The organism is Photobacterium pectinilyticum (genome assembly GCF_024357955.1).
In the GTDB taxonomy this organism is placed as follows: domain Bacteria; phylum Pseudomonadota; class Gammaproteobacteria; order Enterobacterales; family Vibrionaceae; genus Photobacterium; species Photobacterium pectinilyticum.
Genome location: NZ_JANEYT010000008.1, coordinates 50213 through 64639, shown reverse-complemented (window position 1 = coordinate 64639; position 14427 = coordinate 50213). Strand labels below are relative to the sequence as shown.

At 50.8% G+C, this 14427-nt stretch carries 11 protein-coding genes; 10 read left to right on the top strand and 1 reads right to left on the bottom strand.

From position 1 onward, the window contains the following. The 5 genes from rnc to acpS are packed head-to-tail and all read left to right on the top strand — an operon-like array spanning nucleotide 1 to nucleotide 3404. The gene (gene rnc, locus NHN17_RS05530) at nucleotides 1-675 is read left to right on the top strand and encodes a ribonuclease III (protein WP_255041117.1); all 675 of its coding nucleotides are present in this window, start codon (nucleotides 1-3) and stop codon (nucleotides 673-675) included. Beyond that, a complete protein-coding gene (era, locus tag NHN17_RS05525) occupies nucleotides 672-1577 on the top strand; it encodes a GTPase Era (protein WP_255041116.1) in 906 nt (301 codons plus the stop codon). Before rnc ends, era begins: the two co-directional genes overlap by 4 nt. An 8-nt stretch (nucleotides 1578-1585) precedes the next feature. Then, complete coding sequence (gene recO, locus NHN17_RS05520) at nucleotides 1586-2296, top strand: DNA repair protein RecO (RefSeq protein ID WP_255041115.1); 711 nt, start codon at nucleotides 1586-1588, stop codon at nucleotides 2294-2296. After that, a complete protein-coding gene (gene pdxJ, locus NHN17_RS05515; RefSeq protein ID WP_255041114.1) occupies nucleotides 2293-3024 on the top strand; it encodes a pyridoxine 5'-phosphate synthase in 732 nt (243 codons plus the stop codon). The genes recO and pdxJ overlap by 4 nt, the downstream gene beginning before the upstream one ends. Further along, complete coding sequence (acpS, locus tag NHN17_RS05510) at nucleotides 3024-3404, top strand: holo-ACP synthase (RefSeq protein ID WP_255041113.1); 381 nt, start codon at nucleotides 3024-3026, stop codon at nucleotides 3402-3404. Before pdxJ ends, acpS begins: the two co-directional genes overlap by 1 nt. A 193-nt stretch (nucleotides 3405-3597) precedes the next feature. On the opposite strand, the gene barA is transcribed toward acpS, so the two are convergent. Continuing rightward, entirely contained in the window at nucleotides 3598-6390 is a 2793-nt protein-coding gene (gene barA, locus NHN17_RS05505; protein WP_255041112.1) for a two-component sensor histidine kinase BarA, read from the bottom strand. Nucleotides 6391-6543: 153 nt separating this feature from the next. Here barA and rlmD point away from each other — a divergent pair, with 153 nt between their 5' ends. The 5 genes from rlmD (at nucleotide 6544) to eno (ending at nucleotide 14232) form a co-directional block, all read left to right on the top strand. After that, entirely contained in the window at nucleotides 6544-7863 is a 1320-nt protein-coding gene (gene rlmD / locus NHN17_RS05500; protein ID WP_255041111.1) for a 23S rRNA (uracil(1939)-C(5))-methyltransferase RlmD, read from the top strand. A gap of 32 nt (nucleotides 7864-7895) precedes the next feature. Continuing rightward, the gene (gene relA / locus NHN17_RS05495; RefSeq protein ID WP_255041110.1) at nucleotides 7896-10121 is read left to right on the top strand and encodes a GTP diphosphokinase; all 2226 of its coding nucleotides are present in this window, start codon (nucleotides 7896-7898) and stop codon (nucleotides 10119-10121) included. Between the two features lie 81 nt (nucleotides 10122-10202). Beyond that, the gene (gene mazG, locus NHN17_RS05490) at nucleotides 10203-11012 is read left to right on the top strand and encodes a nucleoside triphosphate pyrophosphohydrolase (RefSeq protein WP_255041109.1); all 810 of its coding nucleotides are present in this window, start codon (nucleotides 10203-10205) and stop codon (nucleotides 11010-11012) included. 198 nt (nucleotides 11013-11210) lie between these two features. Beyond that, the gene (pyrG, locus tag NHN17_RS05485) at nucleotides 11211-12851 is read left to right on the top strand and encodes a CTP synthase (protein WP_255041108.1); all 1641 of its coding nucleotides are present in this window, start codon (nucleotides 11211-11213) and stop codon (nucleotides 12849-12851) included. Nucleotides 12852-12930: 79 nt separating this feature from the next. After that, nucleotides 12931-14232 carry a phosphopyruvate hydratase gene (gene eno / locus NHN17_RS05480; protein ID WP_255041107.1) on the top strand — a complete coding sequence of 434 codons (1302 nt, stop codon included), beginning with the start codon at nucleotides 12931-12933 and terminating at the stop codon, nucleotides 14230-14232. The last annotated feature ends 195 nt before the right edge of the window (nucleotides 14233-14427 follow it).

Genomic DNA, 14427 nt, shown 5'->3' with positions numbered 1-14427 from the left:
ATGACCACTCCTGCAAACAGGCTCCAGCGTAAGCTGGGCTACCAATTTAACAATATTGATTTGATGACCCTGGCACTGACACACCGCAGTGCCAATGGGACACACAACGAACGCCTGGAATTTCTGGGTGATTCGATACTCAGTTTCGTGATTGCTGATGATCTCTACCACCGCTTCCCTGAAGTGGATGAAGGCGACATGAGCCGCATGCGTGCCACGCTGGTACGCGGTAAGACACTGGCTGAGTTAGGCCGCGAGTTTGATCTTGGTGATCACTTGTTGCTTGGTCCTGGCGAGTTGAAGAGCGGTGGTTTCCGCCGTGATTCGATTCTGGCTGACTGTGTCGAGGCAATCATTGGCGCTATCTACCTCGATAGCGATATTGAGAAAGTCCGTGGCATCGTGCTGAGCTGGTACCAGTCTCGCCTTGAAACAATCAAGCCGGGCATTAACCAGAAAGATCCGAAAACCCGCCTGCAGGAATGCCTGCAAGGGCGTCGCCAGCCATTGCCAGCCTATACGGTGACCAAGGTGCATGGTGAGGCACATAACCAAGAGTTTACGGTGCAGTGTGAAGTGGCAGGCTTGGAGAAGCCTGTTATCGGTAAAGGCGGCAGTCGGCGCAAGGCAGAGCAGGCAGCGGCAGAAATTGCACTTAAGCAGTTGGAATCATGACAGATAAGCAACACTGTGGCTTTATTGCCATTGTCGGTCGCCCGAATGTAGGCAAATCGACACTCCTGAACCGTCTTGTCGGACAGAAGCTTTCTATTACTTCGCGTAAACCGCAAACCACGCGCCACCGTATCATGGGTGTCGATACCCGCGATGGCTACCAGGCGGTTTACGTTGATACCCCAGGCCTGCACATTGAAGAAAAGCGGACTATCAACCGTTTGATGAACCGTGCGGCCAGCAGCTCGCTGACTGATGTCGAGTTGGTGCTGTTCTTGGTCGACGGTACGATGTGGACTGACGATGATGAGATGGTACTGAACAAGCTTAAAAAGAGTGAGTTACCAACAGTACTGTTGATCAACAAAGTTGATAACGTTAAAGAAAAAGGCGAGTTATTCCCGCATCTAGATGCATTGTCTAAGAAGATGGACTTTGTTGATGTTGTGCCTATTTCAGCGAAAAGCGGTACTAACGTAGATGCCGTTGAGAAGATCGTACGTGAGCACATTCCTGAAGGCGAATATTACTTCCCGGAAGAGTATGTCACTGACCGTTCACAGCGCTTTATGGCTTCAGAAATTATCCGTGAGAAACTTATGCGTTTCTTGGGTGATGAACTGCCATACTCGGTAACGGTAGAAATCGAACGTTTCGATTTCAATCCACGTACTAACGGTTTTGATATCAATGGTTTGATTCTGGTTGAACGTAAAGGCCAGAAGAAAATGGTGATCGGTAAAAACGGTGAGAAGATGAAAGTCATCGGCCGTGAAGCCCGTATTGATATGGAAGATCTGTTCGAGCGCAAGGTGTACCTTGAGCTGTGGGTGAAAGTGAAATCCGGTTGGGCAGATGATGAACGTGCCCTGCGTAGCCTAGGCTATATTGACGATCTATAAGGTAGCGAATGGAAGGGCTTCAGCGTTGTTTTGTCCTTCATTCTCGTCCTTATAGCGAGACGAGCCTGATCCTCGACGTCTTCAGCGAGGACTCGGGCCGTCTTACTCTCCTGTCAAAAGGAGCGCGCCGCAAGCGCTCTAACCTCAAAGGGGCACTCCAGCCCTTCACTCCTCTGTTCATGAAATGGTCCGGCAAGGGCAGTATGCCCATATTAACGCATGCCGAGCCAATCAGTATCGGTCTGCCGATGCGCAGTTATATCTTGTATTCAGCCATGTACGTCAATGAGTTGCTAGCTCGCGTACTGGAAACGAATACCCCTTACCCTGTGTTGTTTCTGGATTACCTGAATGTGTTGCGTGAACTGGCACAGGCGGAGAACCCAGAGCCAGCATTGCGGCGTTTCGAGCTCGCGTTACTGCAACATTTGGGTTATGGCATCGACTTTCTCCACTGCGCGGGCAGTGGCCTGCCGGTCGATGACACCATGACCTATAACTACCGTGAACAGCTGGGCTTCATAGCCTCGCTGAAAATGGGGCAATTGACCTTTACCGGTGAACAGCTAAAAGCTGTTGCGGCCCGCCGCTTCGAAACCCCAGACCAGCTCCGGGCGGCAAAGCGCTTTACACGCATCGCCCTAAAGCCTTATCTTGGCGGCAAACCATTAAAAAGCAGGGAATTGTTTATCCCTAGAGGAAGGAGTACCGGAAAATGAACAACATCTTACTCGGCGTGAATATTGACCATATTGCGACTTTACGTAATGCACGTGGCACCCGTTACCCAGATCCAGTGCATGCGGCCGAGGTGGCTGAGCGCGCCGGAGCAGACGGTATAACCATCCACTTGCGTGAGGATCGTCGCCACATTACCGATCGTGATGTCCGTATCCTGCGCGAGACTATCCAGACCCGTATGAACCTGGAAATGGCAGTGACCGAAGAGATGGTTCAGATCGCACTGGACACCAAGCCGGAGTTTGTTTGTCTGGTACCGGAGAAGCGTGAAGAGCTGACCACCGAAGGCGGCTTGGATGTTGCGGGCCAGCTTGAAAAAATCAAAGCGGCGACAGCGACGTTGACGCAAGCCGGTATTAAGGTTTCGCTGTTTATTGATGCCGACCGTGCTCAGATCGATGCAGCCGTTGCCTGTGGTGCACCTTACATCGAGTTGCACACCGGCCACTATGCTGATGCCGAAACGGAAGAAGAGCAGCAGGCTGAGCTGAAGAAAATCGCTGCAGCGGCAAGCTACGCCGATGATCAGGGTATCAAGGTCAACGCGGGCCATGGCTTGACTTACCATAACGTGAAACCGATTGCTGCCCTACCTGAACTGTACGAACTTAACATCGGCCATTCTATTATTGGCCGCGCGGTATTCGACGGCTTGGATAAAGCGGTTGCTGATATGCGCGAAGAAATGCTGAGTGCGCGCCGGTAATGGCTATCATTGGTCTGGGAACGGACATTGCCGATATCGAGCGGGTGGAGAAAGCCTTTGCCCGCACTGGTGATGCCTTTGCCTTGCGTTTGCTAGCCCCGAGCGAGTATGCCGTTTTCCAATCGCTCAAGCATCAGGGCCGTTACCTGGCAAAACGCTTTGCGGTCAAGGAAGCGGCGTCAAAAGCGCTGGGAACCGGCATTGCCTGCGGGGTGACCTTCCATGACTTCACCGTCACCAATGATGAGCGCGGTAAACCCTTGTTGGCGTTATCGGGCAAAGCTGCCGAGCTTGCTGAGGCGATGGGGGTGGCACATGTTCATTTGACCATTGCCGACGAGAAGAAATACGCCGTCGCAACGGTGGTATTGGAGAGCTAGTTTCATTTTGGCGAGGGGCGCGGGGCCAGTGGCGATGGGCGGGAAAAGCTGTGCTACGGTGCTTTGGTTGAATCGTTATTGGTTTTCTAGAGTGTTAAGAAAAATCCCCGAACGATGTTCGGGGATTTTTTATATTGCTTGATTAGTCGTGGGCGACTTCAGCATTTGCACTTTTTCCTCTAGCCTCAATGCCTCAATGCCGATACGCCTTCGATGCCTTGACCACGTTGTTCATCTCATCGATAAGCTCGAACAGTTCCGGCTCGATATCATCGGTAGATGCGCCAGCCTTGAGCTCGGTCTCGATAGTGTGGCACAGGCTCTTGAGGCGCGGCACGCCACTATAGGCGCAGCTGCCGTGGAGCTTGTGGATTGACGGCCACAGCTCGATATCTTTGCCATCGATCGCTTCGTTGACCAACATTTCGACCTCAGGCATGAAATCGAGCAGCATCTGTAGCATGTCTTTGGCCAGATCTTCCTTTCCGGCTGCTTGTTTCAGAGCCAAACCCCAATCCCAGCTGACATTGGTGTTGATGGCTGCGGCTGTTTCACTGCTTTCGGTTTCTGGTTCGGTGTCAGCTTGCTCGGTGCTTGGGGTTTCTAGCTCGGTAATCGGCTTGTCGTGCGGCGTGGTCCACTTGGCTAGAATTTGCTGCAGGATACGCTCTTCAATTGGCTTAGTCAGGTAATCATCCATCCCAGCCTCAATCAGGCGCTCGCGTTCACCGGCCATGGCATGGGCGGTAACCGCAATCACGGGGGTAGCATGGTTGAGATCGGTTTTATGGATAGCCTGGCAGGCCATGACTCCATCCATTTCCGGCATTTGGATATCCATGAAGATCAGATCAAACGCTTTTTGGTGGGCATATTCGACGGCCTTGCGGCCTCCGCTGGCAGTGATCACCGTTTCGACCCGTTCGCATAACAGTGCCGAGATCAGTTTGAGGTTAGCCGGGTTATCATCGACCGCCATGACCGTCAGCGGCTGGATACTTGGCGCTTCGTTGCTGATTGGTTGTGGCTCTGGCTCGCTGAACGGATCCGGTTCACAGACCAAGGACTCGAATAATTTACGGTGTCCCAAAGGCTTAGGTAGGCACGAGGTAACACCGGCATTGATTAGGCGCTCGGAGAGGGCCAGTTCGGTGGTTGGCAGGCTGACAATCACTTTCTCACTCAGTTGCTCGGCCTTGAAGACCTGATCGAGCAAGGTCGCAAGTGGTGGCTGCTCACCGGGTGACAGGTTGAGTAGGGTAAAGTCGTGGTGCTCGGCATCGTCTGGCATGCTTGACCGGTACGTGACATGGATACCCGCACGGACCAGGCGCTGTTGGATCACCGAAGCTGCCTGCATGTTTGGCTCGATCAGTAGCAGCTTCTTATTCATCAGCGAATGGGTGTCGATTGGCTGGGACACCGGTAGATCGGTCTTGTTCAGACGCAGGCTGAACCAGAAGGTCGAGCCTTGGTGCAAGCGGGACGTTAAGCTGACTTCACCGCCCATATGACTGACTAGTTTCTGGGTGATCACCAGGCCAAGTCCGGTACCGCCATAGCGGCGTGAAATACTGGCATCTGCCTGGCTGAAGGCTTGGAATAACTGTGCCTGCTGGCGTTCAGAAATACCGATCCCAGTATCGCGAACCATAAATTGCAGTTCCAGGCTTTCATCGCGATCGGTTTTGAGCTCGACAGAAACATCGATATTGCCGCGCTCGGTAAATTTCACCGCGTTACCTATAAGGTTGGTCAGTACCTGCTGGATCCGCAGTGGATCACCAATCATACCGCTCGGGATGCGGTGATCGACCTTGAGGGTTAGCTCAAGCCCTTTTTCGTGGGCGCTCGGGGCTAGCAGTTTCATGACTTCATCCAGCGACTCAGTGAAGTCGAATGGGATATTTTCCAGCAGCAGCTTACCGGCTTCAAGCTTAGAGAAATCGAGGATATCGTTGATGATAGTCAACAGGTTGTTGGCCGACTTCTCGATAGTCAGCAGGTAATCATGTTGGCTGGTGCTCAGGCGGGTTTTGAGCATCTGGCGGGTAAAGCCGATCACCCCGTTAAGCGGGGTGCGTAATTCGTGCGACATATTGGCCAGGAACTCGGATTTGACCCGTGCTGCTTCCTGTGCCCGCTTCTTGGCGATATCCAATTCTACGTTCTGGATTTCCAATTGCTCTAGGGTTTCGCGCAGATCCGAGGTGGCCTGGTCGATACTCTGTTGCATTTCGATATGGTATTCCGACAATGAAATCGCCATCGCATTGATCCCGTTTTTCAGGGTATCCAGCTCACCCAGCAACTGGCCTTCGATACGAACATCAAGGTGGCCACGGCGGATCCGGTCAACCACGCTTACCATGTGTGAAATAGGGCGGGTCACATCCTTCATTAACCGGTAGGCAAACAAAGATGATAGCGTCAGGCCCAATAGCAGCACCATCAAGGCGGTGAACACCTCATGGTATTGCTGTAGGCGCAGTGCACTCAAGTCGAGTTCTAGGGCGATGTAGCCAAGGACTTCGTCCTGGTAGCCGGGAATAGACGAGTTGCTAAACTGCCCCTCTTTGAGGATCGGCGCCCGTAGGATCAGCGAATTTTCATTGAGCCGGGTTTCCAGCAGCATGGGGATCGGCTGATCATCGGGGTACATCAACGCTTCGAAGTTGCGGTGGAAATTCGACGTAACGAACAGCTCATTTTCGGTATTGAAAACCGCAATGCTGCGCACGATTTGCGAATGCTTACGATGGGCGTAGCTGATCAACCGCCGAACCGGCTCGCGGTTCTTGTCGGCCATGCCATATTCGGTAGAGATCGCCAGAGGCTCGATAATGCTAGCACCGGTAGAGATCAGCTGGTGTTCTAGATCGCGATATCGGCTCATGGTAAAAAATGTGCTCAAAAGCAGGCCAATAATCAGCGTCGGTGCTAATGTCAGGGTGAATACCCTGGCACGAAGTCCATATTTGGTCATGGTTCTCTTAATTACAAGAATGCGATTCTATGGGACAATTATCCCATCTATGGCCGCTAGCTTAATGAAAGTCAGGCTATTCGACAATCAACTCATCTCAAACTGTTGTTGAAATCACCAGTTTGGACCAATTGCTCCGTGGATCCAATTACTATGGCACGCTTTTTCAAGCCTCAGAAACGAAAATTAACCGATACCAAGCATAAAGAAATTACCATCAGCCGTCTCGACCACCTTGGTGCCGGTATTGGTCACCTCGACCGCAAGCCGGTGTTTGTCGAGGGGCTATTGCCTGGGGAAAAGGCAATTATCCAGCTGACGGACGATAAAAAGCAATTTGCCCGCGCTAAAGTGATCCGTCGCTTGAGTGACAGTCGCGAGCGGGTGGCCCCAGCTTGTCCTATCTACGACCAATGCGGCGGTTGTAACTTGCAGCATTTATCCCATCAGGGTCAAGTTGCCGCCAAGCAGCAGTCGCTGGGAGAGCTGATGGGCAAGTTTGCCCGTACTGGCGATCACATTGAACAGGCAGCCCCGATAACTAGCGAAGAGTGGCAATATCGCCGCTGTGCGCGCCTCAGCATCATGCCGAAGGGCGGAGAGCTGAAGATTGGTTTTCGTAAGAAGCAGAGCAAGGAAATTGTTGATGTCGAGCACTGTCCGGTGCTGGCGCAGTCACTGAATGAACTGTTACCCGCTTTGCGCACGTTGTTATCTGGGTTGAAAGGGCGTAAGCACCTAGGCCATGTTGAACTGGTTGAGGCTGATAACGGCCGGGTGGTGCTAATTCGTCATCTTCAACCTTTTTCTGACAAAGACATGACCACCCTCCGTCAGTTTGCTGACCAACACCAGCTAATGTTATACCTAGCGGCCACTTCGGATGCCCTAGATAGTCTTTCCGGGCCGGTCCCTTATTATGAGCTGGATGGACAGCAGCTTGCCTTTTCGCCAAAAGATTTTATTCAGGTCAATCGCGAGGTGAACCAGAAAATGGTGGCCCAGGCTATCGACTGGCTGGCTGTCGGATCTGATGACCGGGTACTTGATCTATTCTGTGGACTTGGTAATTTCAGTTTACCGCTCGCAAAGCGAGCAAAAGCACTGGTTGGTGTTGAAGGTGTCGACGAGATGGTGCATCGTGCATCAGAGAATGCAAAAAATAATCAACAGGTTAATGCTGATTTTTATCAGGCGAACCTGGAAGAGGATGTCACGGCCAAATCGTGGGCGAAAGAAAAATTCAGTAAGGTATTGCTCGACCCTGCCCGGGCCGGTGCGGCTGGTGTTATGCAGCACGTGGTGAACCTGGGGCCGGAGCGAGTGGTGTATGTCTCCTGTAATCCAGCAACGCTGGCACGAGACAGTCAGGAGCTACTGAAACAAGGTTATCAGTTGGAACGGTTGGGTATGATGGATATGTTCCCTCATACCGGGCATTTGGAGTCGATGGCATTATTTATAAAGCGATAGGCTCACATTATTAGAGTAAACAGGATAGAAAAATGGTCGCAGTTCGCGGTGCGCATTTAAAGGAAAATGATACATTTGAGCTAAGTTCTTGGGTTGACAGCCTACAGCAGGATGCCAAGGTTGCGAAGCATCTGACCAAGACCTATCAGCGATGTATCGAGTTGACATCAGTGGAAGAGTCCGCGCCATTATTGCTATGGCGTGGCCGCGAGATGGTGGAAATCTTAGTGACTTTAAGCATGGACAAAGACACGCTGGTGGCAGCGTTGTTATTTCCACTGTTTGAGGCTGGGGTTTATCAGCCAGACCAATTGAAAGAAGATTACAAAGGCACGATTTTACAGATGGTGGTCGGGGTAAGCCAAATGGCGGCCATCGGACAACTGAATGCAACGACGGAAGGTGCAGAGCAGTCGGCGCAGGTGGATAATATCCGCCGGATGCTGCTGTCGATGGTCGATGACTTCCGTTGTGTGGTGATCAAGCTTGCCGAGCGGATCTGTAACCTGCGTGAAGTGAAAGACGAGCCGGATGCGGTGCGTCGGGCTGCGGCGAAGGAATGTGCCAATATCTATGCGCCGCTGGCCAACCGATTAGGTATTGGTCAGCTCAAGTGGGAGATTGAAGATTATGCTTTTCGCTACAATCACCCCGACACCTATAAACAGATTGCCAAGCAGCTGTCTGAGCGCCGAATAGATCGTGAATATTATATCGAACATTTCGTGACAGATTTGGCCGAATCGATGAAGGCGTCACAGATCAGAGCCGAGGTGCATGGTCGACCGAAGCACATCTATAGTATCTGGCGAAAAATGCAGAAGAAAAACTTGGCGTTTGATGAGCTGTTCGATGTCCGTGCCGTCCGTATTATTGCCGACCAGCTGCAAGACTGTTATGCCGCGTTAGGGGTGGTACATACCAAGTACCGCCACCTGCCTAAAGAGTTTGATGACTATGTCGCCAACCCCAAGCCGAATGGTTACCAGTCGATCCACACCGTGGTATTGGGACCGGAAGGTAAAACCATAGAAATCCAGATCCGTACCAAACAGATGCATGAAGAGTCGGAGCTGGGGGTGGCTGCTCACTGGAAGTACAAAGAAGGTTCATCAGGGGGCGCGAAATCGTCTTATGATGAAAAAATCAACTGGTTACGTAAACTTCTTGCCTGGCAGGAAGAGATGTCTGACTCGGGCGAGATGCTCGATGAGCTACGCAGTCAGGTGTTTGATGATCGTGTTTATGCCTTTACGCCGAAAGGGGATGTGGTCGACCTGCCATTGAATGCGACCCCGCTGGATTTTGCTTACCACATTCACTCCGAAGTCGGTCACCGTTGTATTGGCGCGAAGGTTGAAGGGCGCATTGTGCCTTTCACCTATCACCTGCAAATGGGCGAGCAGGTCGAAATTATCACTCAGAAAGAGCCGAACCCATCGCGCGACTGGCTGAATCCTAATCTTGGTTTTGTGACGTCGAGCCGTGCCCGTTCCAAGGTGCATGCGTGGTTCCGCAAACAGGATCGGAACAAGAACATTGCAGCAGGCCGGGAGATATTGGAAACCGAGCTGGTGAAAATCGGTGCGACCATGAAAGATGCTGAGGCCTATGGGTTCAAGCGTTTTAATGTTAATTCGGCTGACGAGTTGTTTGCCGGGATCGGTAGCGGTGATCTGCGTATTAACCAGGTCATCAACCATATCAATGCTCTGGTCAACAAGCCGACGGCTGAGGAGGAAGATCAGCAGTTGCTGGAGAAATTGACCGAAGCAGGCAGCAAGCCGGCGACGAGCAAAAAGCCACAGCGTGATGCGGTGGTGGTGGAAGGGGTCGATAACCTGATGACCCACCTAGCTCGCTGCTGTCAGCCTATCCCAGGCGATGATATCCAGGGGTTCGTTACGCAGGGCCGGGGGATCTCGGTTCACCGCAGTGACTGTGAACAGCTTGAGGAGCTGCGCCATGTAGCACCTGAGCGGATCATCGACACGGTATGGGGTGGTGGCTTTGTTGGCAACTACCATATCACGGTCCGAGTGACGGCCGCTGAGCGCAACGGTCTGCTCAAAGAGCTCACCAACACTTTGGCCAACGAAAAAGTCAAAGTGGCCGGAATGAAGAGCCGAGTCGATTACAAGAAGCAGATGTCGATCATGGATTTCGATCTCGAATTAACCGATCTTGAGGTCTTGAGCCGGGTACTCAAGCGTATCGAGCAGGTCAGAGACGTCGCCGAGGCCAAGCGATTGCACTAAAATGGCAATCAGAACATAACTATTTGAAGCGGGAAGCGAAGGCGACCCGCTTTTTTTTAGCCAAAGAAAGGAAATCACAGTATGAGCGAGAACAAAGCGCCCATTGAGCAATTGGTTGAGATTATGTCCACGTTGCGCGACCCACAGCAGGGGTGCCCTTGGGACTTGAAACAGACCTTCGCGTCCATTGTGCCGCATACTCTGGAGGAAGCTTACGAAGTGGCTGATGCTATCGAGCAGCAGAATTGGGATGATGTGCGTGAGGAGCTCGGTGATCTGTTGTTCCAGGTGATTTTCTACAGCCAGCTTGGCAAAGAGCAGGGGCTGTTTGATTTTGATGATGTGGTCCGTGGTATCAACGAGAAGCTGACCCGTCGTCATCCGCATGTGTTTGCTAATACTGAGTTTGCCAATGAGGCCGAGATCAATGCCAACTGGGAAGCGGAGAAAGCCAAGGAGCGTTCAGTCAAAGGGGAGGATTCCAGTGTGCTGGCTAACATCCCGCAAGCGATGCCTGCGCTCATCCGGGCCGATAAAATCCAGAAGCGCTGTGCCAAGCACGGATTTGATTGGGATACCCTAGGGCCGGTTGTCGATAAGGTGCATGAAGAGATTGAAGAGGTGATGGAAGAAGTCATTCAAGTGTCACCTGATCAAAGTAAAATCGAAGAAGAAGTGGGGGATTTGTTGTTTGCTGTCGCCAACTTCAGCCGTCATGTGCAGGTCAAACCGGAAGTGGCACTGAAGAAAGCCAACCAGAAATTCGAGCGTCGTTTTCGCGAAGTGGAGAAAACTGTGCTAGAAAGAGGAAAGCGTATTGACGATTGCTCCCTGGAATATTTGGATGCTATCTGGGATGAGGTCAAGCGTAGCGAGCTGAAGACAAAGTAAGCGAGGTGGGGGGAGTTAAGGGCAGTCACACGGGTGAATGCTCAATCTATAGTCATCTAGTTTAGTAGAATTGATTTGAGACAAAAAAAAACCAAACGTGCTGTGATAGTTTTCACGTTGTGGCAATAAAGTGTGTCTGGTATACTAATTTCCCGTCCAGATACATTTTATCCTCTATACCAATCTTCCAGGTAAAACATGACGACGAATTACATTTTTGTTACGGGCGGGGTCGTATCCTCACTAGGTAAAGGTATTGCTGCAGCATCGCTGGCGGCTATTCTAGAAGCGCGTGGTCTTAACGTGACCATGATGAAGCTAGACCCTTACATCAACGTTGACCCAGGCACAATGAGCCCAATTCAGCATGGTGAAGTATTCGTAACGGAAGACGGTGCAGAGACTGACCTTGACCTAGGCCACTATGAGCGTTTCATCCGTACCAAGATGACCAAGCGCAATAACTTCACTGCGGGACGTGTTTACGCTGATGTACTGCGTAAAGAGCGTCGTGGTGACTACCTAGGTGCAACGATTCAGGTTATCCCACACATCACCAATGCGATCAAAGAACGTGTTATTGCAGGTGCAGAAGGCCACGACGTAGCTATCGTCGAAGTTGGCGGCACTGTAGGTGATATCGAATCTCTACCATTTATGGAAGCAATCCGTCAGCTAGCGGTTGAGCTAGGCCGTGAACGCGCAATGTTCATGCACCTGACACTTGTTCCATACTTGGCAGCAGCTGGCGAAGTGAAAACCAAGCCAACTCAGCACTCAGTGAAAGAACTGCTTTCTATCGGTATCCAGCCTGACATCCTTGTATGTCGTTCTGACCGTAACATCCCTGCTAACGAGCGTGCGAAAATCGCCCTGTTCTGTAACGTGCAGGAAAAAGCAGTTATCTCAATGAAAGACGTAGATTCTATCTATAAGATCCCACAACTTATCAAGGCTCAAGGCCTGGATGACTTGGTTTGTCAGCGCTTCGGTATTACAGCTCCAGAAGCTGACCTGACTGAGTGGGAACAGGTGATCTACGAAGAAGCCAACCCAACAGCCGAAGTGACTATCGGTATGGTGGGTAAGTACATCGAACTACCAGATGCATACAAGTCAGTGAATGAAGCACTGAAGCATGCCGGTCTTAAGAACCGTCTGTCAGTGAAGATCAAGTATGTTGATTCTCAGGATGTTGAGTCTAAAGGTACAGAAGTACTGGAAGGCCTTGATGCTATCTTGGTTCCTGGTGGCTTCGGCGGCCGCGGTGTAGAAGGTAAAATCCAAACTGCACAATACGCCCGTGAAAACAAAATTCCGTACCTTGGCATCTGCCTAGGTATGCAGGTTGCCCTTATCGAGTTTGCTCGTAATGCGGCAGGCCTTGAAGGCGCGCACTCGACAGAGTTCGACGCCCAGTCTAAGCATCCAGTGGTCGGCTTGATCACTGAGTGGGTTGACGGCGAAGGTAACGTGGAAGAGCGTACTGAAAAATCGGATCTTGGCGGTACAATGCGTCTGGGTTCTCAGCTATGTCACTTGGCTGAAGGTTCTAAAGCGCGTGAGCTATACGGTAACCCAACAGTACATGAGCGTCACCGTCACCGCTATGAAGTAAACAACAACCTACTTCCTCGTCTAGAGAAAGCAGGTCTGAAGGTTTCTGGTCTGTCAGCAGACAAGAAATTGGTGGAAATTATCGAGATCCCTAACCACCCATGGTTTGTGGCTGCTCAGTTCCACCCTGAGTTCACCTCTACCCCTCGCGATGGTCACCCTCTGTTTGAAGGGTTCGTGAAGGCTGCTGGCTCCAACCAGCGCGGTGAGCTTAACAAGTAAGGATTACGGATAGCTGTAGCCGTGATAGCTGCAGCTATTTTTTAGCTTTTAATTTCAAGATAAAGCAAGAGGAAACACAATGTCTAAGATCGTTAAAGTTCTAGGTCGTGAAATCATTGATTCACGTGGTAACCCAACTGTAGAAGCTGAAGTTCACCTAGAAGGCGGTTTCGTAGGTATGGCTGCTGCTCCATCTGGCGCATCAACTGGTTCTCGTGAAGCTCTTGAGCTACGCGACGGTGACAAGTCTCGTTTCCTAGGTAAAGGTGTTCTTAAAGCTGTTGAAGCTGTGAACGGCCCAATCGCGGAAGCTCTTGTTGGTAAAGATGCTAAAGCTCAAGCTGACATCGACCAGATCATGCTTGACCTAGACGGCACTGAAAACAAATCTAACTTCGGTGCAAACGCAATCCTAGCTGTATCTCTAGCGAACGCTAAAGCTGCTGCAGCTGCTAAAGGCATGCCTCTATACGAGCACATTGCTGAGCTAAACGGTACTGCTGGTCAGTTCTCTATGCCTCTACCAATGATGAACATCATCAACGGTGGTGAGCACGCTGATAACAACGTTGACATCCAAGAGTTCATGATCCAGCCAGTTGGCGCGAAAACTCTTAAAGAAGGTCTACGCATCGGTGCTGAAGTATTCCACAACCTAGCTAAAGTACTTAAGGCTAAAGGCCTAAGCACTGCTGTTGGTGACGAAGGTGGTTTTGCTCCTAACCTAGAGTCAAACGCTGCTGCACTAGCTGCAATCAAAGAAGCTGTTGAAGCTGCAGGCTACGTACTTGGTAAAGACGTTACTCTTGCTATGGACTGTGCTGCATCTGAGTTCTTCGACAAAGAAGCTGGCAACTACAACATGAAAGGCGAAGGTAAAATCTTCACTTCTGAAGAGTTTAACCACTACCTAGCTGATCTAGCTAACCAGTACCCAATCGTTTCTATCGAAGATGGTCTTGACGAGTCTGACTGGGATGGCTTCAAGCACCAGACTGAACTACTAGGTGACAAGCTTCAACTAGTAGGTGACGATCTATTCGTTACAAACACTAAGATTCTTGCTGAAGGTATCGAGAAAGGCGTAGCTAACTCTATCCTTATCAAGTTCAACCAGATCGGTTCTCTAACTGAGACTCTAGCTGCAATCAAGATGGCTAAAGATGCTGGTTACACTGCAGTTATCTCTCACCGTTCTGGTGAAACTGAAGATGCAACTATTGCTGATCTAGCGGTAGGTACTGCTGCTGGCCAAATCAAAACTGGTTCAATGAGCCGTTCTGACCGTGTTGCTAAGTACAACCAGCTAATCCGTATCGAAGAAGCGTTAGGTGAGAAAGCACCTTACAACGGTCTTAAAGAAGTTAAAGGCCAAGCTTAATTAAAAGCTGCGCATCGGGGTTACCCGAGCTGATACTAAAAACCGTCCTTTAAGGGCGGTTTTTTTATGGGCGAATAGTCGGTTGGGTATTAACTGACCCTAGTGTCAAACTACAAGTTATGGGAATATACCAAACTGAGCAATGTTCAGTTTGGTATTTTTACCAGCGGCTTGACACGTCTTTGTGTTTCAATC